Source organism: Arenibacter hampyeongensis (assembly GCF_002909255.1).
Taxonomy (GTDB): Bacteria; Bacteroidota; Bacteroidia; order Flavobacteriales; family Flavobacteriaceae; genus Arenibacter; species Arenibacter hampyeongensis.
On record NZ_PIOB01000001.1, the window covers coordinates 322,444 to 345,759 of the forward strand.

Sequence of the window (23,316 nt, forward strand, 5' to 3'; positions counted from 1 at the left end):
TATAGAATTGTTGTAAAATTGTTGTAAATTTGCTCCAATTAAAAATGAAAAAAATATGAGTGAAGTTTATGTCGGAATGAGTGCGGATTTAATTCATCCAGGACACCTGAATATTTTGAATGAAGCATCCAAATTAGGGAATGTTACGGTTGGTCTGTTGACTGATAAGGCTATTGCAAGTTATAAAAGATTGCCTTATTTGAAGTATGATCAAAGAAAGGTAATTCTGGAAAACTTAAAATCTGTAAACAAGGTAATTCCACAAGAAACATTGGATTATAGACCAAATCTTGAAAAATTAAGACCTGATTTTGTGGTCCATGGCGATGATTGGAAGGAAGGAATACAAAAAAATACTAGGCAGCAGGTGTTGGACACCTTAGACAAATGGAACGGGAAATTGATCGAAGTACCGTATACTGAGGGAATTTCTTCCACTCAATTAAGTAAAGCACTTAAAGAAATAGGTACAACACCTGATATCCGTAGAGCGAGATTAAGAAGATTGATACAATCAAAGAAGATTGTCCGTATTATTGAAGCACATAATGGACTTACCGGATTAATAGTGGAAAATATTAATGTAGAGGTAAATGGAGAAATAAGAGAATTTGATGGCATGTGGGCAAGTAGTTTAACAGATTCCACTTCCATGGGAAAACCGGATATCGAGGCAGTAGACATAACTTCAAGAGTAAACAATATCAACAATCTAGTTGAAGTTACCACCAAACCTATTATTTTTGATGGGGATACGGGTGGAAAAATAGAGCATTTTGTTTTTACTGTTCGCACATTGGAAAGATTAGGAGTTTCTGCAGTAATTATAGAGGATAAAATTGGATTAAAGAAAAATTCATTATTTGGAACGGATGTTCAACAATTTCAGGACTCCATAGAAGATTTTTCCAAAAAAATAGAAGCAGGAAGAGCCGCTAGAATAACGGATGATTTTATGGTAATTGCCCGGATTGAAAGTTTAATACTTAAAGCGGGGATGGAAGATGCCCTAAAAAGAGCCAAAGCATATATTGAAGCCGGGGCTGATGCAATAATGATCCATTCTAAAGAAAAATCTCCAAATGAGATTTTAGAGTTCTGTCATAAATACCAGAAATTTGATAGAAAGGTTCCTATCATCGCGGTTCCATCAAGTTATAATACTATAACAGAAGATGAGCTGGCCGATGCAGGGGTAAATGTTGTTATTTATGCAAACCAATTATTAAGAAGCGCATATCCAGCGATGCTCGATACTGCTAAATCAATTCTTACCCATAGGCGTTCCTATGAATCTAGGGATAATTGTATCTCTATTAAAGAGATATTGGAATTGATTCCTGGAACCAAATAATCTATTATTGAATGATCGATCCATCTAAATTTTATAATGCCCTTTTGGTTAGGGGCATTAATTTTTTCACAGGAGTACCCGACTCCTTGCTCAAAGATATATGTGCGTATATATCAGATAGGGCACCTGAGGAACGACATATAATTTCTGCCAATGAAGGAACCTCGGTGGGGTTGGCTGTCGGAAATTATTTGGCAAGCGGCAATATTCCATTGGTATACATGCAGAATTCCGGGTTTGGAAATACCGTTAACCCCATTCTCTCAATAGCGGATAATGATGTTTATGGGATTCCAATGATTTTGTTGATTGGTTGGAGGGGCGAGCCTGGCATAAAAGATGAACCCCAGCACATAAAGCAGGGAATGGTAAGTGAAGATCTACTTAATGCGATGAAGTTACCCTATTTAGTAGTTGATGGCTATAGTGATATCGAACTGGTCTTGGATAAAGCAATTCATACCGCAAAATCCGAAATGAAACCTTTTGCTTTATTGGTTCGTAAGAATTCTTTTGAAAAATATTCACTAAAAAAAAGTAATTCTACCAGATATCCATTAAATAGAGAGGGAGCGGTAAAACTTATTATTGATCAATTAGGAGAAAACGATATTGTTGTTTCTACCACTGGAAAAACATCCAGAGAGGTTTTTGAATATAGAAAAGCTCTTCAGCAAACGCATGAAAAGGATTTTTTAACAGTCGGGGCCATGGGACATACCTCTTCAATTGCTATGGGAATAGCTATAGAAAAAGAAGATCGAAGCATAATTTGTATAGATGGTGACGGTTCAGTAATTATGCATATGGGAAGCCTTACCATAAATGGATCCATGAAAAAATTGAAAAATTTTAAACATATTGTCATCAATAATGGAGCACATGATTCAGTCGGAGGACAACCCACAGTCGCTCTTGCCATAGATTTACCAAATATTGCTGCCGCTAGTGGTTATTCCTTTGTGGAATCAGCAACGGAAGTTGATGATATCAAGAATAAATTGAGTTCCTTGATGAGCCATCACGGAAGGGCGTTTTTGGAAATAAAAGTTAATATAGGAGCTAGAGAAAATTTAGGAAGACCCACCACCAGTCCTAAGGAAAATAAATACGCTTTTGAAAAATTTCTTAAAAAAAATGACCCAAACACTAATTAAAAACATATCAAGCACAGATATTAAGAATCTTGTTCGCAAATATTCCGCTAACAAGATTTTTCTAGTTACTGGAAAAAGTTCATTTATCGATTCTGGATCTAACAGATTTATTGAAGAAGGTTTGAATGGAGAGGAATATGTTAGATTTTCCGATTTTCAACAAAATCCGAAGTATGAAGATGTATTAAGGGGGTTAGAAATATTTCGTCAATCAAAGTCTAATTTAATCATTGCAATAGGAGGTGGCAGTGTAATAGATATGGCGAAATTAATAAACATATTTTCAGCAAACGATCAAATAAATAGTTTACAGATAGTTAATGACTCTAAATTAATCAGCAAAAAAGGCGAACCTCTTATTGCCATTCCGACTACGGCTGGAACAGGTAGTGAGGCAACTCATTTTGCAGTGATATATCATGATAATAAAAAATATTCTGTTGCCCATCAATTTATACTTCCTGATGCCGTAGGTTTAAATACTATGTTTTCTGTCACACAGCCATCATATTTAACCGCCTGCACAGGGTTGGACGCCCTTTCCCAAGCAATAGAATCTTATTGGAGCGTTGGGGCTAATGCGGAGTCGAAAGCTTATGCAAAGGAGGCTATTCATTTATTACTCGAAGATTTGCCCAATGTCACCAAGGATCCAACAAACGAAAAAAGCAGGGAAACGGTAATGCTAGGGTCATATTTAGCTGGAAAAGCAATAAACATATCCAAGACCACTGCCGCACATGCCGTTTCATATGCCTTTACTACTTATTATTCAATACCGCACGGACATGCAGTATTTTTAACACTACCAGAATTTTTTGAATTTAATTTTGGGGTAACTATTACAAATGCGAATGACCCTAGAGGAGTTGAATTTATTAAAAATAATATAAACGATCTTTGCAGTTTATTTAAAATTAACAATCCTAACGAAGGAAAATTCTTCCTAAAGGAATTTGCTCGTAAATTGGGGATTGAAGTTTCCATAGCCAAGCTTGGAATTACAGATTATGAAGATATCATTGTTAATAACGTGAATACGGAACGACTTGGTAATAATCCCAGAAAAATATCCGAGGATGAACTGAGGAAACTTCTAAAAAACCAATCAAATTAATGTTCCGAATTGTTAAGTATTTGGGTTATATTTTATTTCTACCCATTTGGTGGATTCAAATTTTTTTCCCCAGAAATAAGAAAATATGGGTATTTGGCGCATGGTATGGAAAAAGATTTTCAGATAACAGCAAGTATTTGTATTTATACATTTTAAAAAATCATCCTGAAATAAAAGTCATATGGCTTACCAGGGATATGGCTGTATATGATAAGGCCAAAATTTATACCCCTAAAAATGTTTTTATGACCAACAGCATAAGGGGTATTTATTATAGTCTTCAGGCAAAAAATATTATAGTAAGTTCTGGTAAAAGAGATGTTAATTATTTATTTACCAATGGCGCCAATTGTATTCAACTTTGGCATGGCAATCCAATGAAAAAAATTGGCATGGATGATAAATTTTCCAATGTAAATTCCTTTTTTCAGCAAGTAATCGTTCCAAAATTATTTCCCTTTGTTTGTGAATTTAATTATGACTATGTGGTTTCGAATTCTAGTGCATTTACAGATAAAATGTCAACCGCTTTCAACATCTCAACAAATAAAGTTTTAGAAACAGGATGCCCTAGAAATGATGCTTTTTATAACCCTATTAAGGATACTTTTAATGAGGAGTTAAGAGCTAAGTTCAAAGATTGTAAATTGGTGTACTATTTGCCTACTTTTAGAAATCATTTTGAAGCTAAAAGTATTTTTACATTAACGGATTACAACCCAATAGAACTGCAGTCCTTTTTAATTAAGCACAATATAGTTCTCGTCAGTAAGGGGCATTTTGTCGATAATAAATTAGATTTGGAAAAAAATAACCCTCACAGTCGAATAATTCATTTATCTGATAATCAGACAGATGACATCAATTTCATGTTAAAGGATGCTGATTTGCTAATAACCGATTACTCTGGTGCTTACTTCGATTTTTTATTGGCTCTTAAACCGATTATTTTTGCGGCATTTGATTTAAAGGAATATTTAAAAGGTTCAAGGGAAATGTATTTTAATTATAATGATGTGGTAGCCGGACCAATTGTGCAAAATTGGGAAGAATTAATGAATGCATTAAAAACCATTTGGACAGATACTGATTATAAAGACCTTATAATTGAGAAAAATAATATATTTAATAAGTACCATGATTCTAATAACTCTAAAAGGGCCTTTGAAAAAATTAAAACATTAACCTAGCTGATATGCAATGAAGATTAAATTAATCTGTTCCCTTTTACTGCTTACATTGCTGAATTCATGTGAGGATATAGATGATATAACGCCTATTTTAAACATTACCTCTTTCCCAAATAGAGTTCAAGATTTTTCGTTATGGCAACTGGATGGATTAGATCAAGTTCAAATGGCGTATATTATTAGAACCGATGATAATAATATAATAGTCGTAGACGGTGGTTTGCCAGAATTTGACAATTTTTTAATACAACATTTGAAACAATTTGGAGGCAAGGTAGATACTTGGATTATTACTCACCCACATATCGATCATGCAGGGGCGTTATTGAGAATTATCCCTGACAATCAGGTAAAAATCAAAAAAATCCTTCATGTTGCTTTGGAGGAGGATTGGGTAAAGGTAAATGAAGAGAAGGCATTGGATTTTTATAAGCATTATAGTGCAATAATCAATTCTTCTAATATCCCATTAGTTAATGTTCGGAACAACGATATGTTTGAAATAGGGAATGGTGTAACCATGAATGTATTTGGTGCAATTAACGATAAAATTACGGTAAATGCCATAAATAACTCGTCAATGGTTTTTAAAATTGAAAGTAAGTCTAAATCCGTACTTTTTTTAGGAGATTTAGGGGTTGAAGGAGGAAATGTAATTCTTAATGGACAAAATGTCAACAAAATACAAGCCAATTATGTGCAAATGGCACATCATGGACAGGATGGAGTAGATCAAAAATTCTATCAAAAGGTAAGCCCACATTATGCGATATGGCCGACACCTATATGGCTATGGGATAACAATTTAGATAATAAAGGATTAAATTCAGGTAACTGGAAAACTTTAATAGTTCGTGAATGGATTTCATATTTACAAGTAAAGAAAAATTATGTAGCGGGAATCGACGGGACTGTTCAGATAGATTGACTTAAATAAAATGGCTACAGTATCTAAAAATATTTTTTGGTCATTGGCCACTTCTTTACTTCAAGTTTATACCGGTAGTATAGTTTTTATTGTCCTGGCTAAACTAATGCCTGTTGAAGATTTTGGGATTTTGAGTTTTGGATTTTCCTTAGCTACAATTCTATGGGTTTGCGCCGATTTTGGCCTCTCTTTGATGATTATGAAAGAATACCCGGAGAATAAATTTAATCCTGGAGATTACGTTTCCAATGGCTTGTACGTAAAGTTATCCATATCTCTTATTGTTGGTACAATTTCATTCATATATCTTTATTTACTATATGATGGAAGTTGGGTTTTCGTTGGAGGTATTTTCATTTTATTTGCTTTGGCTTCATCTTATATACTATTCCTTCAAGCCTTATTGAAAGTTAAAAATAAGTTCGGGAAATATACAGAAACGACAATAGTTTATGCCATAGGTATTACAATTTTGATAATAATGTATAGTTTATTGGATTTCTCTTTGGGGATGCTTTCAATAAGTCTTTTAGTTTGTAAATTATTGCAATTGACTTGGATATTATTCGTTTGTCGTGAATCAATCCGTATTAAAGCATACAATATTCAAATTCAAAAACATTTTTTTAAGCGTAGCTGGTCATATGGTTTCCATACAATATTAGGGATATTATATTTTATGATTGATACCCAAATAATTTCCTATTATTTAGGTGCTACACAAGTTGCATTATATCAATCCGTTTTTAGAATAATTTTAGTGCTTTTGATTGCATCCGAAACATTGTCCAACGTTTTGTTACCTTATATGTCCTTTAAATTTTCAAGGGGAGAAAATATATCGGAACTCTCCTCGAAATTACTTTTTTATCTTATAATAATAGGATGCTCATTATTTCTTTTATTTACAACATTTAACAAGTCCATAATAGCCACATTATATACAAGCGAATATCTGGCGGCAATCCCTTTGGTAGCGCCATTATCCCTAGTCGTCGTTTTAAGAACGATAAGTTCTTTGCTAGGAAATATTATGACCATATCCAATAAACAAATTTATCGTGTTCTGACAGTTTCCATTTCTTTATCAATAAGCTTGGTCCTTAATTTCATATTTATCCCAGAACACGGAATTATAGCTGCCGCCTGGATAAATGTTATTGCGCATATAAGTCTATTTGTTTTGTACTTTTATTATAGTAAAAAAGTGGTAGCTAATTTAACATTTTTTACTTCCGATATTGTATTGGTCCTTTTGGGAACATTGTTGATTTTTATGGGCTTGAAAATGTTTTCAATCTTTAACGTACCTATGGTTTTAATAAGTATAATAATCTGGGTGGCCTTTATTTGTTATATGATGACAAGAAATGAAAATTATACATTCTTGCTTAAATTGTTAAATGATAGAGGTATTTAAATTTTTTTAATATGAATTGTTTCTTTCAGGACTTGTTGGCAGTGTTAGTGCTATATAATGAAAAATTAGAAAATTCCAATACCTTTAAATCTCTTTCAAAGGCAATTCCTAAAGGGGCTTATGTTGATTTGGTGGTTTACGACAATTCTCCCGAAACCCATAATTTAGAAAATGTAGAATCTATATCTTTTAAAATACATTATATTCATGATGAAATGAATTCTGGCGTAAGCGCAGCATATAACTATGGTGCTAAATTCGCTGAGACAGAGAATAAAACGTGGATGTTAATTCTTGATCAAGATACTACATTCCGTAACAATATATTTAATAGTTATCATGAAGCTATAGAATAAAATAAGAACATATTTTTATTTGCACCAATTTTAAAAATTAGCACGGGAATAATATTATCGCCATGTAGCTTTAACTGTTACGGAAAACATTTAAAGAATATTGATACTGGGTTAAATTCTTTGAAAATCAATTCTCCTATAAATAGTGGAATTCTGATAAAAGTATCAGAATTTCATGCTGTTGGGGGGTATAATGAGAAAGTGGGGCTTGTTATTAGTGATCACCAATTCATTGAAAATTACAGGAAACGTAATGATAATTATTTCGTGATTGACTCTATTGGATTATAGAACTTTTCTGCTATTGAGGATAATTTGGAAAAACAGCTGGTAAGATTTAAGTACTATTGATAATAAATTCTATTTTGAAAATAATTATTTCGAGAAGAGCTAAATTATTAATCTATTAAAAGAAGGTTAATTATACTATGAGAATTCTTTTGAAATTACTTTTTACTGGTGTCCTCTTAGAACTTTTTTTAGGTGGGGGAGGGAGGGTCTTTGAATTTGGTAATACAACGCTTAGAATACTACTTTTTTTCTTTAACATAGCTTTAGTTGGGGCTATTTATATTTTCCGCTCTAAAATACCTACCTATGTAATACAGCTTTCATTGGCGGTTATTTCCCTATTAGCCTTTTACGTTATTTTAGGTTGGTTAAACGGAGCTCCATTTGCCTTGATCGCCGAGGATGTAAAGCCACTGACCTATTTTTTCAGCGTCATTTTCTTTAGTTATTATATAGATTCCGAACAAAGGGTTAGATTATTAGTTTCCTTAATAAAAAGGACAAGCTTTTTAATGGCAATCGCCTATATATTCATTCAAATTCTATTTTATTTTGAAAAAATCGATTTTACCATATTTTACAATTACGTAAACACCCAAATCGCCTCCTCTGAATTTTACTTTAGAGGGACCAATGGACTTTTCTTTTACAAAGGTTTTCTTTACATGGTAGTTGGCCTAATATTCTGGATTCATACTGATAAATCCAAATTTAAGGGATTGGCCATTTTTATAATCACTTCTGCGATGATACTTTCGGGCACCCGTGGACTGATTCTTATGTTCGTTATCTTGTATGCTCTCTTCTATGGGATTCCGCTTCTATTAAAACTAAACTTTAAAATACTGATTATAACAGTAGTACTTATTTTTGGAAGCTTATATTTTTTTAAAAATATAGAGTTGGGAAATAAGAATCAAAGCGATTCAGTTAGATTACAGCAAATCCAGCAAGTTATAGAACGCATTGACCCCATTTCTTTTTTTATAGGTCATGGATTTGGAAATGGAGTGCCCATAAGAACGGTACATATGGAAATAGGTTATTTGGAAGTCTTCCATAAACAAGGAATTTTAGGATTGGTCATATGGTTTATTTTTTTTACCGTCCTATATAATGCTTATACTCGCAACAAAAATAGTTTAGCTATTCGCAAGGCATTTTTTCTAAGTATTCTCTTCGTTATACTCATTTCCCTTACGAACCCTTTCTTTAACAACCCTATTGGAATTTCATTATTCGTCATATCCATGTCCGTTTTTTGGACCCTAAATAAGACAGCGGAAAATCAAAATAATTTCAAACTGATTAAATAATCTATGTATGTACAGAATTAGGAAACTATCTTTTGTGCCCCGCTTATGTATTTGCATGGCTATATCTCTAATTATAAATTCCCTATTAAATTATGAGCTTTCCTTAGAATTATCTCAAAAATCATATACCCTCCTAGCCGAAATCACTTATCCAGATGAAGGTAGTATTGAGCTTCATTACGACACTGGTGCTGGATTTAATCCAATTCAGGAAGTTAAAAGAGAAGCCAATACAACTGGAAATACCATTGACTTTCCTTTCAAATTAGAAAAAAATGAACAGTTAAAGTTCTTACGCTTGGATTTTGGTTCTAATGAAAATATAAAAAATGTTGTAATTAATTCTGTTGAACTTGTAGCCAATGGCAAAAGCCTATTTAAAATCGCATCTGGCGAATTTAAAAAAAACATTGTTTTTTTTAAACATATAATGGAAGTTGACCACTTACGCTCCGCTTTTATTCTAGATACCTCAAAACCTTCCTTCGATCCTTATATTGTTTTAAAACCTATTAATGAATTAATCTATCCTTTATGGCTACGTACATTATTCTTATTACTTCCCTGGCTTGTTCTCTTTGTTTTTCCCTTAGTAAACTGGATAAAACGCCAAACGGATGAGAAAGATTTAGTCTTGATCTTTGTAGCATTTTTTATTGCAACCATTCCGCTAAAAATAGCTTGGGTTACATTTTCTACACTTTTGTTATTGGCTTACGGACTGTTTAATTCTTATAAAAAAAGGACATTTAAAATTAATTCGATACAAGTGTCAGTGTCTATATTCTTTATAATTCCCTTTTTATTAATTGGAAGTGGAGATATTTCCAAATTATCAATTCCAATGGGTTTTTTATTGTTCACGTTAATTGGTGGGACAATTGACTTCTCCCGACGTAACTCTGATGTAAAAATTATCTATTTAAATGTCTTCCTTGTTTTGTCCTCCATTCTAATAGTGAGCTGGTTGCTACTTATTTTTTGCAGTGGATATTATTACAATATTAATTTCTACAATTACTTTAGCGACATTAAAACCAATGCTCACTTAAGTATATATTGGCTGTTTTATGATCACACCACTTTTATTTCATTTTTCATTTTAATTGGTAATGTTTTTTGTGCAGATTTACTTAGTAAAAAACTAATATCCTACCGTTATATTACTATATATTTTATATTTAGCTTTTTAGCAATTTTAATATTGGGGTCTAGACTTTCAATTGTCCTATTACTTATATTACCCATCCTATTTTCTCTTTCCATAAAAAATATAGCGCGGTATATCTTCCCTTCCATTATTATTGTTTTTGCAACAATAATTTATTTTATAGGTACATTGGATGGCCCTAGAAGTCAATTATGGAAAATGTCATGGAAAGCCATTAAAGACAATCCATGGGCAGGCTATGGCACCGGAAAATCGGATGTTATTCTCCAAAATATAGAAATAGCACATAGAGCTGGGTTTAACTCTATCCTCGCAATGAATCACTCCCATAACCAGTACCTTACTTATTTATTGGAAAATGGAACAATTGGTCTATTTATATTTCTTTTAGCCCTTTCAAATATTCTCTATAATTTTTACAATTCCAACAACAAATGCATGCTGATAATATGTTCAATGATTTTATTATTGATGATATTTGAATCTCCTTTTAAAACGGCAACTCCCCTTTATATGATATCTTTTTTATTGGTTGTTTTCTCTGAAAAAGAAAAGATGAATAGTAAAAAAACACAGGACCAGAACTTTAATAAGCATATATAAGTGTATTTTTGTGAATCATTTGATAATCAGTCATACTTTATGAAGAATATCTTAATTACTGGAGGAGCTGGTTTTATTGGCTCTAATTTAGCTTTAAAGTTAAATGAAAAGGGATATAATGTTACCGTCTTAGATAACCTTTCTGAACAAATTCACGGAAAAGACCCTATAAATACTTCCCCATTATATAATTCTATTAGAAATAAAGTAGTTTTTATTAAAGGTGATGTCATAAATATTCAGGATTGGAAAAAAGCAATATATAACCAAGATATAATTGTACATTTTGCAGCTGAGACTGGAACAGGACAATCCATGTATGAAATAAAAAAATACACTCAGGTCAACGTCCAAGGAACAGCAATTATGTTGGATTTGTTAGTTAATACTCCCAACACGGTTAAAAAAGTTGTAATAGCTTCATCCAGGTCCATTTACGGGGAAGGTAAATATTTGAGCAAGGAATTAGGATATGTATATCCAAAACATCGCATTGAGGAAGATATGGATATTAGTGATTTTGAGGTAAAATATCCAAATTCTTCTCCTCTCCAATTAGTGGCTACTGATGAAAATTCTAAAATCCATCCAACCTCTGTTTACGGAATAACTAAGCAGAATCAAGAACAAATGGTAATGACGGTCTGTCCAACAAAAGGCATTGCACCCGTGGCATTCCGTTATCAAAATGTGTATGGCCCGGGACAATCGTTGTCCAATCCATATACGGGGATATTATCTATTTTTTCTACTCAAATAAAAAATGGAAATGGTATAAACATTTTTGAAGATGGTAAGGAAACAAGAGATTTCGTATACATAGATGATATTGTTGATGCAACTATTCTGGGAATAGAGAAGGAGGAGGCCAATGGAGAAATTTTTAATGTTGGGACAGGTGTCCCTACAGATGTAATAACCGTAGCCAATACTTTAATCAAAAATTTCAATACTTCAGTGCCCTTAACCATAACTGGAAATTATAGACTTGGAGATATCCGTCATAATTATGCAGACCTTACAAAGATAAAAGCAACATTAGGGTTTAATCCAAAAATTGAATTTCAACAAGGTATTAAGAATTTCACTGATTGGGTAAATACACAAGAAATCAAAGAAGACAAGTACGAAAAGTCCATTTCCGAAATGAAGGAAAAGGGAATGTATAAATAACTGGGATGAACAATTTTTTAGAATCTCTTTTAATTATAATAGTTATTTACAACAGAGCTTTGGAAGATTGTGAATCGTTTCAATCGGTACTGCAAATGACAGAAAAGGAGTCAGATATAAACCTCTATATCTACGACAATTCCAAACTCCCACAAAAAATTAACGATACGCAAGGAGTCTCAATGGTTTACAACCATGATTCCAATAATTCCGGCGTTAGTAGAGCTTATAATCAGGGCGCATTTCACGCGCAGAAAACAAATAAAAAATGGATACTATTGCTAGATCAAGACACAACACTTCCAAGCAATATCCTCAAAGAATACAAATCTTCTATTGACAGGCACCCAGACATTAAATTATTTGTTCCTATTTTACTTTTAGAGAATAATAGAATTTTTTCACCATGCGTCTATAAATTCAAAAGAGGCTTTCACCCAAAGTCAATTAATGTGGGTGTAAATTCTTTAAATCAACTGACTCCTGTGAATAGTGGAATGTTAATAAATTTGGACTCCTTTTTGAACGTTGGGGGTTATAACGATAAAATAAAATTGGATTTTAGTGATTTTCAATTCATAGAACGCTTTCGCCAAAAGTATTCAGATTTTTATGTGTTGAATACCACATGTAGGCAAGATTTTTCCAATGACGAAGTTTCTTATTCAAGCCAGATAAATCGATTCAGATACTATTGTAATGGAGCACGAAATATAGATAAGCCTAGTTTCATAGATAAGTGTCAATATGGCACTATCGTGTTTTTGAGAGCTATTATGTTAACCATCAAATATAGAAAATTAAGGTTTTTATTAATTTTTATCAATTCTTATTTGAAAATTAATTAAGCCCTAAGTTTAAATTTTCTTAAAATAATAAAACACAAAGCTTCATGAAGATATCAGTTTGTATGGCTACCTATAACGGAGAAAGGTTTTTAAAAGAACAAATTGACTCCATATTACATCAAATATCCCCAGATGACGAGCTTATTATTTCGGATGACGGTTCAACGGATAACACCATTGAAATTATTAGTTCCTATAAGGATGAGCGAATAAAATTATATCATTCGACAAAAGGCAATTTAATATATAATTTTGAAAATGCCTTAAAGCAGGCTTCCGGAGATATTATTTTTTTATCTGATCAAGATGATATTTGGTTCCATGACAAAGTCGAGAAATCTGTTTGGCATTTACAGGGTAATGGCTTAGTTTTTTCAAATGCTCTAATGTTCCATGATACGGAAAAGGTTAACGGCAGTTTGTTTTTCAAAAATTCGAAAAATAAAACTGGGGTACTTTCCAATCTATTAAAAGTAAAATATCTTGGAGCAACATTGGCATTTAAATCTTCTATTTTACAAAAAGCCTTACCATTTCCCACCAAACTTCCTATGCATGACGTGTGGATAGGACTGATTGCCGAAATTACTTCATCTACTTACTATATTGATGAACCCTTAATATATTATAGAAGACATGAAAACACTGCTTCCAGAACAGGAGAAAAAAGTACAAATTCGTTATTTCGTATGTTAAAAATAAGATATGGGCTTATTTTTAATCTATGTAAAAGAATGGCAACAAGTTGAATTGATTGGCTTTTAGTAATGTATAATTAATAATTTTTAGAATAAAAAATGCTATTTAACTCATTTAGTTTTTTATATTTTTTCCCTGTAGTAGTAATCCTATATTTTGTTTTTCCATATAAATTAAGGTGGTTTTGGTTGTTGATAACCAGCTATTATTTCTATATGAGTTGGAATCCAAAATATGCATTATTGATTTTAACTTCCACCGTTATTACATATGTTAGTGGTATCCTCATTGAGAAAGCAAATAAGGATGGATTTGGAAATAAAAAAATATATGTAGCAATTAGCTTTATTTCCAATCTGGCAATCTTAATTGGTTTTAAATATTTTAATTTTTTAAATGAAAATTTCGCAATTCTGTTCAATAAAATTGGAATAGAATGGAAATTATCAAATTTTGATATTATGCTTCCAGTTGGTATTTCTTTCTATACATTTCAGGCTCTTAGCTACACTATGGATGTATACCGAAATAAAATTAAAGCTACTCAACATTTTGGAAAATATGCCTTATTTGTTTCATTCTTCCCTCAATTAGTTGCTGGTCCGATTGAAAAATCCGTTAATTTATTACCTCAATTTGACCGTGAGAATAAGTTAAACTATGACAGAATTAAAGATGGATTAATTTTGATGCTGTGGGGCTTTTTTAAAAAGTTGGTCATAGCAGATAGATTAGCTATTCTAGTGAATACCGTTTTCAATAACCCCCATAATTTTACCGGTTTTGAGCTAGTAATTGCAATAGTATTTTTTTCATTTCAAATATTATGTGATTTTTCGGCTTATACCGATATAGCAATCGGTGCTGCCAAAGTCTTGGGTTATGATTTGATGAAAAACTTTGACAGACCTTATTTTTCAAAATCCATTCCCGAGTTTTGGAGAAGATGGCATATTTCCCTTGGAGGATGGTTTAGAGATTACCTGTACTTTCCATTAGGAGGCAGCCGTGTTAAAAAATGGAAGAAGAACAGAAATATTATGGTGGTATTCCTAGTTAGCGGAATATGGCATGGTGCCAGTTGGAATTTCCTCATATGGGGATTCCTGCACGGAATATATCAGATAATAGATTTAAGCATAACCCCATTTATCTTTAAATTTTATCGTTCAGTTAAAATCAATTTCAATACAGTTGGTTATAAGTTGTATAAAATATTGCTTACTTTTTCATTAGTTTCTTTAGCCTGGGTATTTTTTAGAGCCAATAAACTTACAGATGCCATATACATAATAAAAAATATTTTCGTTTTCAATCCTGAAGTACTTTTTGGTGATGCTATTTATAAGTTAGGATTGGAAAGAGGAGAATTTAAAATTGCCATTATTTCAATTATAGTGCTTATAGGATTTGATTTACTAGAAAGAAAATTTGACATATTGGCTTTATTAAAGAATCAAAACATTATTTTGAGATGGGGTCTATATGTTTTCTTTATACTGTACATACTCTTTTATGGAATATATGGGAGTAATGAAAAGGCAGCATTTATTTATTTTCAATTCTAAAGATAAAGAATAATGTTATTAAAGTTAATAAGTCGGTTGGTGATTTTTATTTCAATTATATTGTTAATATCCTATGCCACGCTACATATTTATCCTGACTACAAAAAGGAATATGTGGCCGGAATTATTCCCAAAATCAATAAGCTTAAAAAAGTCAAAACAAGGAAAATTGTGATTATCGGGGGGAGCAATGCTTCTTTTGGAATCGACAGTGATTTGATGGAAAGGCAGTTGGGTATTCCAGTTGTTAATATGGCGTTGCATGGTGGTTTGCCTTTATACTATCTTCTAGAACAGGTCAAACCATTTATGAATAAAGGAGATATTTTAATACTGTCTAGGGAATATGATGGTTTAGTGGGGGATAATCGCTGGGCTCATATGACGGGCACAGAACTTCCGAAAATTATTACATATGATTTATCAGGCCTAAGTACTCTGCTAAGTAGTCGTACCTTTTTTGAAACAACAACTTCGTCCCTTTTTAACACTCTAAAGTTATATATTAAGCGATATCCCATGAAAGCGCAAAAAGATACTACATCGGTGTACTCTTCACGTGCATTCAAAAATGACAATATATTCTCAGATTTTTTGCAAGGTAAATATGGAAGTGATATCGAGGAACACCCTCTTCCTAAACCAGGGATAAATTCACTAATAATAGATGGTCTTAGAAAAAATCTTCAGTATTTTAGGAACAAAGGAATCAATTTTTATCTAACACCTCCAGTCATTGTCAAAGGGTATTACAAGGAAGAAGACATGAAATCCTTTTGGGAATTTATTAGTGAAGGAACCAAAATACCAATGTTAAACGAAAAAAAAATGTATTCTTACAATAAGAGTTATTTTTTAAATTCACATTATCATAACAACGCTACTGGAAGAAGAATTAGAACAATTTCAATTATTGATGATATTAATAATAAAAAACTATTAAAATTAAAATATCATAATTTTAAAAGTATTTATGTTTCAAATAAAGAAATTTTATCCAATGCAAGTTTAATGGATTTTAATTCTCTTCATAATTTTAAAATAATTCGGAGAGATAATAATGAAATAGAGATCATACAAAATGGTAGTTTGGAACACAACTATTTTAGAATAAAATTTGACCTCAAAGACTATAAAGGTTACAATTTTTATATCCAATTGGAATGTAACAAGGATGTAATTGATCAAATTAGGTTTAGAGGGACCGGAGCGCTAATGAAATTCGATACAATAATTCCTTTAGGGAATAACAATTATGGGGCGTGGAAAAAAATGGAAAAGGTCCTTTGGACAGATAATAATTCCTATTTAGGCATTTCGTTTCCAAACAATGAAATCTTAAAGGACGCTCGTTTTAAGGTAAAAAATGTTGGGGTATATAAATATATTGGAAAAGATGATCTATTTGTTAATGAATATCTTTTGTCCTTTAATAATAAAACCCCAATATTTTTCGAGGTTAAGTCTAAAAATACTTACGTAAAACTAATGGACATTATTGATTCCGAGGATATTAAAGCAAATATAAAATTGGAAGCTAATCTTCTCTATAAAATGGAATATGCTGATAATAAAATCAGGTTAAAGGACTTCTATTCAGGAAAAATACTTTATGAAACAAAAAAAGAAATCAGATTTAAAAAATCTGATAGTGATTTAGTACATATTTATGAATAAAATGAGTTGTTTTGAAAATTCACGATAGGACGACTCGAAGAAGGTTTTATAAAATTATAAACACCAAATTATCCTAAAAATAAGGTAAGCTAATAATTAATGTTGCCAATGAATGCATTGCACCAAAAAAGAATCCTATTCATTTCGCCGAAATTCTTCGGGTATGAAATAGATATTAAAAATAAATTGGAAAGCCTGGGCGCTAAAGTAGATTTTTATGATGAGAGACCTACCAACACTTTTATAGTGAAAGCGCTTGTTAGAATAAACAAAAAGCTGCTATCAAAAAAAATAAATAAGTATTATACCGATATATTACACAAAACTAAAGGAATTAAATACGATTTCATTTTCTTTAATAGTCCTGAATCTATTTCTAAGCAGCTTTTTCTAAAACTGAAAAAAGAACATGAATCCTCTCGGTTTATATTATATATGTGGGATTCTTTGAAGAATAAAAATGCCAATGAACTGCTAGAATATTTTGATGTCCGTTTTTCTTTCGATCAACAAGATTGTATAAATCGTAAAATAGATATTAAATATCGCCCCTTATTTTATGTAGATGATTACTCCAATTTATCCGGCATAAGCATTCAAAAGGAATATGACCTGTTATTTATCGGCACTCTTCACAGCGATAGAAACAAAATTCTAAATCAAATAAGAACAGAATGCCAAAAACAAGGGTTGAACTATTTTTTTTATTTGTATTTTCCAAGTAAAATATTGTACCTAATAAAACGCATTTATGATAGAACTTTATGGGGCACCAAATTAAAAGATTTTAAATTTGTCCCTTTAAGTAAAAATGAACTAGTAAATTATGTAGAAAAAAGTAACGCTATTCTCGATATCCAGCATCCTAAACAAAATGGTCTAACTATAAGAACAATCGAAATGCTAGGAGCAAGTAGAAAATTAATTACTACTAACCAGGATATTGTCAATTATGATTTTTATAATCCAACAAACATTAAAGTAATAGACCGGAATCAAATTCAACTTGAGAAAAAGTTTTTTGATAAAGCTTTTGAAAAAGGTGATAAAGAAATTATCCATAAATACTCCTTAGAGGGTTGGATAACTGAAATATTTAACCCAGTAAATATGTGATGGATTTTATAAAGTTAGGCTTTATGCGATTAAAAGAATAAACATCCTAGAATTAACAACCAAATAATATTTATATCAGTTAAATTTGGAACATGCCAAGACCTTCAATATTAAACTCCGTTGAAAGAAAATTTATTCTCCTTGTGGGTGATACCCTCATAATTTTGGCATCCCTAAATTTATTGGTAAATCACGCAATAGATGAAAAATATGTTTCTTTAAAACTTAAATTTAGCGTCTTCGCCATTGGCATAACCTCTTACATGGTTTTGGCTTATATCCTGGATTTTTACAATCTGGAAAAAGTATCTGAGAGGCGATTCTTTCTACCACAATCCGCCTACATATCATCCTTGTACGTCTTTGTTGTATTTCTGTCTTGTGTTATTATCTACGATATCAGCTTTTGGAGGGGGCCTTTATTGATGTTTCTAATATTAACCCCTGTAGAAATTGGGTTGTGGCGACTATTTTTCAGTAACGTTTTTAAAATTATTCCTGTTACTAAAAATGTCATTTATATTTATGAGGACGCTACCTATGATAGTTTGCGAGAGGACATGGCTGCAATAAACGGGAAAGATATGGAAACTTTTTACAAGGTGAAACTTACTTTTTCTTTAGACCAAAACACCTTGATCAATAAGAAATACTTTTTAGCGGCAGCTGAAAAAATAGATACATGGATAATTAACACCAAAAGTTATAATAATTTACCGAAAGAGCTCGAAAAAATAATTTTACGTTCAATGCTTAAGGGTAAGGAAGTTATTTCCTTTACTTCCTTTTACGAAAATACTTATGAAGCATTACCCATAAAATCACATAATGATAGCTTCTATGAGATACTTCAATTCAAGAATGTAAAAATCAGATATTTAATTAAAATCTTTAATTTCTTGGTCAATTTTTCTTTGGCGCTATTTGTTGGAATTATTTTCGCCCTCGTTACTCCTTTCGTATTTCTGTTAAATCTGCAATTTAACCGTGGCCCACTATTTTATACCCAAAAAAGAGTAGGACAATATGGAAAGGAATTCAGTATTTATAAGTTTCGCTCCATGGTTGTAGATGCCGAAAAATCAGGAGCGATAATGGCAACTAAGAATGACAAAAGAATTACGCCGTTTGGAAGAATTCTACGTTTATTTCGTATTGATGAACTTCCGCAGATAATTTCTGTGATTAATGGGAACATGCAATTTATTGGTCCAAGACCAGAACGGAAAATATTTGTCAAACAATTAAATGAAATTACACCGTTTTATAACACCAGACATCTTGTAAAACCAGGAATTACAGGTTGGGCCCAAGTCAAATACAAGTACGGTGAGAATTTGGAAGATTCCATTAAAAAATTGGAATATGATCTCTACTATATAAAAAACAAATCACTGACATTGGATTTAAGAATAATTTTTAAGACCGTAACTACGGTCTTGTTCTCGAGAGGAGTATAAACAACAACAAATGAAAAAAGTACTTATCACCGGCGCAGCCGGATTTTTGGGATCGCATTTATGCGATCGCTTTATAAAGGAAGGTTATTACGTCATTGCTATGGATAACCTGATTACTGGCGACCTTAAGAATATTGAACATCTTTTCCCCTTGGAACAATTTGAGTTTCAACACCACGACGTATCCAAATTTGTGCATATTCCTGGAAAGCTCGACTATATACTGCATTTTGCCTCTCCGGCAAGTCCTATTGATTATTTAAAGATTCCTATTGAAACCCTAAAAGTAGGTTCCCTGGGTACATTAAACCTTTTGGGACTGGCCAAAGAAAAAAGTGCAAGGATTTTAGTGGCATCTACCTCTGAGGTTTACGGAGATCCATTGGTTCATCCGCAAAATGAGGATTACTATGGCAACGTAAGTCCGGTAGGACCCCGTGGGGTTTACGATGAGGCCAAGCGCTTTATGGAGTCCATTACCATGGCTTACCATCGTCACCACGGTTTGGATACGCGGATTGTCCGTATTTTTAACACCTATGGTTCCAGAATGCGATTGAACGATGGGAGGGTGGTTCCTGCCTTTATGGGACAGGCTTTGAGGGGTGAAGATCTTACAGTTTTTGGGGATGGTTCCCAGACCAGGTCTTTTTGTTATATAGACGATCAGGTGGAGGGAATCTACCGTTTACTGATGAGCGAATATACCGATCCCGTAAATATTGGCAATCCCCATGAAACGACAATCAAGGAATTTGCAGAGGAAATCATTAAACTCACTGGTACGGACCAGAAAATAATATACAAACCTTTGCCTCAGGATGATCCCATGCAACGTGAACCTGATATTAGTCGGGCAAAGGAAATTTTGGGCTGGGAACCAAAAGTGGCCCGAGCCGAGGGACTTAAAAAAGTATACCAATATTTTAAATCCCTATCCCCAGATGAACTTCAGAAAAAAGAACACCGGGATTTCACGGCCAAATAAAGAACCGGTTTAACTTTTTGGCAGTGAAGCAATAATTTATGTTTTTGTGTCTGCTTGAAGCCGCTTTTAAGGCACATAGCAGATCTACGAAAGGAAAAAAGACAAAAAGTAGGTGCTAAAAGGCAATTTTTTAACCAATTCAAAAAGTTTAAACCAGTTCAAATAGATATTTCCACCTCAAACCGTATTTTTGGGGAAATTTTGTAAGAATGAATATCTTGATCCTTGGTGCCGGTGGGCGCGAACATACCTTAGCTTGGAAATTAAAACAAAGTCCAAAACTTAAAAATCTTTATGTGGCACCCGGAAATGCGGGAACCGCTACCATAGCGAAAAATGTACCCATAGGTGTAAACGATTTTGAAGCCATTAAAAAATGTGTGCTCTTTGAAAAAGTCGATATGGTTATTGTAGGCCCTGAGGACCCACTGGTCAATGGGGTGCACGACTTTTTTCTTAACGATAATGCCTTAAAAAATATCCCGGTCATTGGCCCTCAAAAGGCTGCTGCTACTTTGGAAGGAAGCAAGCAATTTGCCAAAGAGTTTATGATGAGGCACAACATTCCTACTGCGGCCTATGAGAGTTTTACGGCTGAAACCTTGGAAAGGGGATATGCCTTTTTAGAAACCCTAAAACCACCTTATGTACTTAAGGCAGACGGATTGGCTGCTGGTAAAGGGGTTTTGATTTTGAACGACCTGCAAGAAGCCAAGGACGAACTGAAAACCATGTTGATCGACTCCAAATTTGGAGCAGCCAGTACTACTGTGGTCATTGAGGAATTTTTGGACGGAATTGAACTGAGCTGTTTTGTGCTTACCGATGGAAAAGGATTTAAGATCCTGCCAACGGCCAAAGACTACAAAAGAATTGGTGAAGGGGATACCGGATTGAATACAGGTGGTATGGGGGCCATTTCCCCTGTTCCTTTCGCAGATAAAACCTTTATGGCAAAAGTACTTGAGAGAATCGTAAAACCTACCGTAGAAGGCTTTAAATTGGATAATTTGCCATATAAGGGATTTGTATTTATTGGATTGATAAAAGTTGGGGACGAACCAAAAGTAATTGAATACAACGTACGACTGGGCGATCCGGAGACCGAAGTGGTAATACCACGAATAAAGAACGACTTGGTTACGGTTTTTGAAGCAGTGGCAAACCAAACACTGGACAGTATAGACCTGGAAATAGATGAACGAGCAGCTACAACGGTTATGGCCGTTTCCGGGGGATATCCGGAAGCCTATAAAAAAGGAATGGAAATAACTGGCTTTGACAAAATTGAGGATGCCGTTGTATTCCATGCCGGCACCGAATTAAAAGACGGCAAGGTCTTGACCAATGGGGGCAGGGTTTTGGCAGTTACCGCATACGGTTCCAACTTCAACGAGGCGCTAAAAAAATCCTATAAAAACATTGAAAAACTACAATTCGATAAGATGTACTATCGCAAAGACCTAGGATTCGATCTTAAATAAAAAGAATTACTGCAAATACTTGGCTTAGGACAAAAACAAAGAAAGGGATAGCAAAAGCTATCCCTTTCTTTATAGTTGTTATAGTCGTTAAATAAAGTTTAGGTAAAACCACAGCTTCAAAAAGAAGCCTTAATCCAAACAGAAATCCGAAAAACGATTAAAGGTAGGAGTGTGCAGTTGCTTCCTTGTCTTCCTCGCCGCTATCATTGTATTTTTTCAACTCCAACATCCAATACACGAAGGCTGCAGCGCCGATAAGCATAAAAATCCAATTCAATGTATTTGCTCCCCACCAATTCTCCATACTACGCAAAGCGTCAAAGGGGGCAAATAACACATTTACAAATAAATCCTCAATACCGTAAAAAAATGAATCCATCTTAATTATATTTACCATGCAAAAATATAAAAACCTAGGATGATTTCAAGCATTTTTGGAAGAACAAAACCAATAAATTATATAATACTTCTGGTATTTCTATTTTTCTTCTATTGGTTTGTCCACTTTTTCCTGTTCCAAAAATCGTATTCACCAGAACAAATATTGGGTCAAACAGTCATTTTAGGATTTTTATCCTTTAGTATTTTTGTAGTTAATTTTATCACTTTAAGAAATAAGATAACGGGCGGAAATTCATTGGCCATCCTTTTTTATACCTTGCTGATCGTACTGTTCCCGGAAGTGTTGACCGATTCCAACGCCATTCTATGCAGCTTTTTTTTGTTACTTGCCATTCGTCGTATCCTAAGTTTCAGGTCTCTAAAAAATATTAAACTAAAAATTTTTGATGCCACCTTTTGGATATTGATTGCCAGTTTGTTTTACGACTGGGCCATTTTATACCTTATAATGGTTGTCATTGCCATATACTTTTATGATCCAAAAAACATAAAAAATTGGTTGGTACCTTTTGCCGCAATTATAGCTATGTTCCTAATTATGTTGGCTGTTCTGGTGCTGAGCAACAATATGGACTTTTTATGGAATCATTATTTTTTCGATTTTAAGTTCAATGCCGTTTATTTTTATGATTGGAGCAATAGCACCCTTTTGTTTCTTTATGTTTTTACCGTTTTACTCTGCGGCTTTTTGGCTTTTCTGAAATTAGGCAACGTTGGGGTAGGTAAATTGGTGACTATGCGTCTGGTCCTAGTTCTGTTCATTATTGGATCGTTGGTAAAGGTCCTTAAGTCCTCCCCGGATACTCACCCAATTCTGATTACATTCTTTCCCGCAGTAGTCTTTATTACCACTTATGTGCAGTCCATTAAAAAGGATAGTATCAGGGAAATAGTACTCATGGCCTCCGTAATTATTCCTTTTATTGTACTGCTGACCAACATCATAATGAATTAAAAAGGCTATCTATAAATGAAACCGAAGTTTCTTATGATTACCT

20 protein-coding genes are annotated in these 23,316 nt (G+C 33.1%); 19 read left to right on the forward strand and 1 reads right to left on the reverse strand.

All coding sequences use genetic code 11. The features are described 5' to 3' along the window. Positions 1 to 55: 55 nt before the first annotated feature. The 18 genes from aepX (at position 56) to purD (ending at position 21,916) form a co-directional block, all read left to right on the forward strand. A complete protein-coding gene (gene aepX / locus CWD91_RS01400) occupies positions 56 to 1,354 on the forward strand; it encodes a phosphoenolpyruvate mutase (RefSeq protein ID WP_103439162.1) in 1,299 nt (432 codons plus the stop codon). 11 nt (positions 1,355 to 1,365) lie between these two features. Further along, positions 1,366 to 2,511: a phosphonopyruvate decarboxylase gene (gene aepY, locus CWD91_RS01405; RefSeq protein WP_103439163.1), complete on the forward strand. Its 1,146-nt coding sequence runs from the start codon at positions 1,366 to 1,368 to the stop codon at positions 2,509 to 2,511. Next, entirely contained in the window at positions 2,471 to 3,628 is a 1,158-nt protein-coding gene (locus CWD91_RS01410; RefSeq protein WP_157943691.1) for a phosphonoacetaldehyde reductase, read from the forward strand. Before aepY ends, CWD91_RS01410 begins: the two co-directional genes overlap by 41 nt. Continuing rightward, positions 3,628 to 4,818: a CDP-glycerol glycerophosphotransferase family protein gene (locus CWD91_RS01415; RefSeq protein ID WP_103439165.1), complete on the forward strand. Its 1,191-nt coding sequence runs from the start codon at positions 3,628 to 3,630 to the stop codon at positions 4,816 to 4,818. Before CWD91_RS01410 ends, CWD91_RS01415 begins: the two co-directional genes overlap by 1 nt. A 10-nt stretch (positions 4,819 to 4,828) precedes the next feature. Next, the gene (locus tag CWD91_RS01420) at positions 4,829 to 5,746 is read left to right on the forward strand and encodes a ComEC/Rec2 family competence protein (protein WP_103439166.1); all 918 of its coding nucleotides are present in this window, start codon (positions 4,829 to 4,831) and stop codon (positions 5,744 to 5,746) included. 10 nt (positions 5,747 to 5,756) lie between these two features. Further along, positions 5,757 to 7,166 carry an oligosaccharide flippase family protein gene (locus CWD91_RS01425; RefSeq protein WP_103439167.1) on the forward strand — a complete coding sequence of 470 codons (1,410 nt, stop codon included), beginning with the start codon at positions 5,757 to 5,759 and terminating at the stop codon, positions 7,164 to 7,166. 11 nt (positions 7,167 to 7,177) lie between these two features. Next, complete coding sequence (locus CWD91_RS01430; protein WP_103439168.1) at positions 7,178 to 7,522, forward strand: glycosyltransferase; 345 nt, start codon at positions 7,178 to 7,180, stop codon at positions 7,520 to 7,522. 428 nt (positions 7,523 to 7,950) lie between these two features. After that, positions 7,951 to 9,129 (forward strand): O-antigen ligase family protein, encoded by a 1,179-nt coding sequence (locus CWD91_RS01435; protein WP_103439169.1) that lies wholly within the window; start codon positions 7,951 to 7,953, stop codon positions 9,127 to 9,129. 7 nt (positions 9,130 to 9,136) lie between these two features. Beyond that, positions 9,137 to 10,903 (forward strand): O-antigen ligase family protein, encoded by a 1,767-nt coding sequence (locus tag CWD91_RS01440; protein WP_103439170.1) that lies wholly within the window; start codon positions 9,137 to 9,139, stop codon positions 10,901 to 10,903. Next, positions 10,904 to 12,076 carry an NAD-dependent epimerase/dehydratase family protein gene (locus CWD91_RS01445; protein WP_239985605.1) on the forward strand — a complete coding sequence of 391 codons (1,173 nt, stop codon included), beginning with the start codon at positions 10,904 to 10,906 and terminating at the stop codon, positions 12,074 to 12,076. Positions 12,077 to 12,081: 5 nt separating this feature from the next. Next, complete coding sequence (locus tag CWD91_RS01450) at positions 12,082 to 12,924, forward strand: glycosyltransferase (RefSeq protein ID WP_103439172.1); 843 nt, start codon at positions 12,082 to 12,084, stop codon at positions 12,922 to 12,924. Between the two features lie 44 nt (positions 12,925 to 12,968). Continuing rightward, positions 12,969 to 13,673 carry a glycosyltransferase family 2 protein gene (locus tag CWD91_RS01455; protein WP_103439173.1) on the forward strand — a complete coding sequence of 235 codons (705 nt, stop codon included), beginning with the start codon at positions 12,969 to 12,971 and terminating at the stop codon, positions 13,671 to 13,673. A gap of 165 nt (positions 13,674 to 13,838) precedes the next feature. Then, positions 13,839 to 15,191: an MBOAT family O-acyltransferase gene (locus CWD91_RS01460; protein ID WP_205164585.1), complete on the forward strand. Its 1,353-nt coding sequence runs from the start codon at positions 13,839 to 13,841 to the stop codon at positions 15,189 to 15,191. 114 nt (positions 15,192 to 15,305) lie between these two features. After that, entirely contained in the window at positions 15,306 to 16,868 is a 1,563-nt protein-coding gene (locus CWD91_RS01465) for a hypothetical protein (RefSeq protein ID WP_157943692.1), read from the forward strand. Between the two features lie 108 nt (positions 16,869 to 16,976). Next, a complete protein-coding gene (locus tag CWD91_RS01470) occupies positions 16,977 to 17,984 on the forward strand; it encodes a lipopolysaccharide biosynthesis protein (RefSeq protein WP_157943693.1) in 1,008 nt (335 codons plus the stop codon). Between the two features lie 92 nt (positions 17,985 to 18,076). Further along, positions 18,077 to 19,444 (forward strand): sugar transferase, encoded by a 1,368-nt coding sequence (locus CWD91_RS01475; RefSeq protein ID WP_103439177.1) that lies wholly within the window; start codon positions 18,077 to 18,079, stop codon positions 19,442 to 19,444. A 10-nt stretch (positions 19,445 to 19,454) separates the two neighbouring features. Further along, the gene (locus CWD91_RS01480; RefSeq protein ID WP_103439178.1) at positions 19,455 to 20,432 is read left to right on the forward strand and encodes a UDP-glucuronic acid decarboxylase family protein; all 978 of its coding nucleotides are present in this window, start codon (positions 19,455 to 19,457) and stop codon (positions 20,430 to 20,432) included. 209 nt (positions 20,433 to 20,641) lie between these two features. Further along, on the forward strand, positions 20,642 to 21,916 hold the full coding sequence (gene purD, locus CWD91_RS01485) for a phosphoribosylamine--glycine ligase (RefSeq protein WP_103439179.1): 1,275 nt from the start codon (positions 20,642 to 20,644) through the stop codon (positions 21,914 to 21,916). A gap of 157 nt (positions 21,917 to 22,073) precedes the next feature. On the opposite strand, the gene CWD91_RS01490 is transcribed toward purD, so the two are convergent. After that, complete coding sequence (locus CWD91_RS01490) at positions 22,074 to 22,295, reverse strand: DUF6341 family protein (protein ID WP_103439848.1); 222 nt, start codon at positions 22,293 to 22,295, stop codon at positions 22,074 to 22,076. Between the two features lie 39 nt (positions 22,296 to 22,334). Here CWD91_RS01490 and CWD91_RS01495 point away from each other — a divergent pair, with 39 nt between their 5' ends. Beyond that, entirely contained in the window at positions 22,335 to 23,273 is a 939-nt protein-coding gene (locus CWD91_RS01495) for a hypothetical protein (RefSeq protein ID WP_103439180.1), read from the forward strand. Positions 23,274 to 23,316 lie beyond the last annotated feature (43 nt).

Coding starts and splice junctions, on each gene's coding strand:
- aepX (WP_103439162.1), top strand. CDS start 56: ATGAGTGAAGTTTATGTCGGAATGAGTGCGGATTTAATTCATCCAGGA.
- aepY (WP_103439163.1), top strand. CDS start 1,366: ATGATCGATCCATCTAAATTTTATAATGCCCTTTTGGTTAGGGGCATT.
- CWD91_RS01415 (WP_103439165.1), top strand. CDS start 3,628: ATGTTCCGAATTGTTAAGTATTTGGGTTATATTTTATTTCTACCCATT.
- CWD91_RS01420 (WP_103439166.1), top strand. CDS start 4,829: ATGAAGATTAAATTAATCTGTTCCCTTTTACTGCTTACATTGCTGAAT.
- CWD91_RS01425 (WP_103439167.1), top strand. CDS start 5,757: ATGGCTACAGTATCTAAAAATATTTTTTGGTCATTGGCCACTTCTTTA.
- CWD91_RS01430 (WP_103439168.1), top strand. CDS start 7,178: ATGAATTGTTTCTTTCAGGACTTGTTGGCAGTGTTAGTGCTATATAAT.
- CWD91_RS01435 (WP_103439169.1), top strand. CDS start 7,951: ATGAGAATTCTTTTGAAATTACTTTTTACTGGTGTCCTCTTAGAACTT.
- CWD91_RS01440 (WP_103439170.1), top strand. CDS start 9,137: ATGTACAGAATTAGGAAACTATCTTTTGTGCCCCGCTTATGTATTTGC.
- CWD91_RS01450 (WP_103439172.1), top strand. CDS start 12,082: ATGAACAATTTTTTAGAATCTCTTTTAATTATAATAGTTATTTACAAC.
- CWD91_RS01455 (WP_103439173.1), top strand. CDS start 12,969: ATGAAGATATCAGTTTGTATGGCTACCTATAACGGAGAAAGGTTTTTA.
- CWD91_RS01460 (WP_205164585.1), top strand. CDS start 13,839: ATGAGTTGGAATCCAAAATATGCATTATTGATTTTAACTTCCACCGTT.
- CWD91_RS01470 (WP_157943693.1), top strand. CDS start 16,977: ATGAATGCATTGCACCAAAAAAGAATCCTATTCATTTCGCCGAAATTC.
- CWD91_RS01475 (WP_103439177.1), top strand. CDS start 18,077: ATGCCAAGACCTTCAATATTAAACTCCGTTGAAAGAAAATTTATTCTC.
- CWD91_RS01480 (WP_103439178.1), top strand. CDS start 19,455: ATGAAAAAAGTACTTATCACCGGCGCAGCCGGATTTTTGGGATCGCAT.
- purD (WP_103439179.1), top strand. CDS start 20,642: ATGAATATCTTGATCCTTGGTGCCGGTGGGCGCGAACATACCTTAGCT.
- CWD91_RS01490 (WP_103439848.1), bottom strand. CDS start 22,295: ATGGATTCATTTTTTTACGGTATTGAGGATTTATTTGTAAATGTGTTA.
- CWD91_RS01495 (WP_103439180.1), top strand. CDS start 22,335: ATGATTTCAAGCATTTTTGGAAGAACAAAACCAATAAATTATATAATA.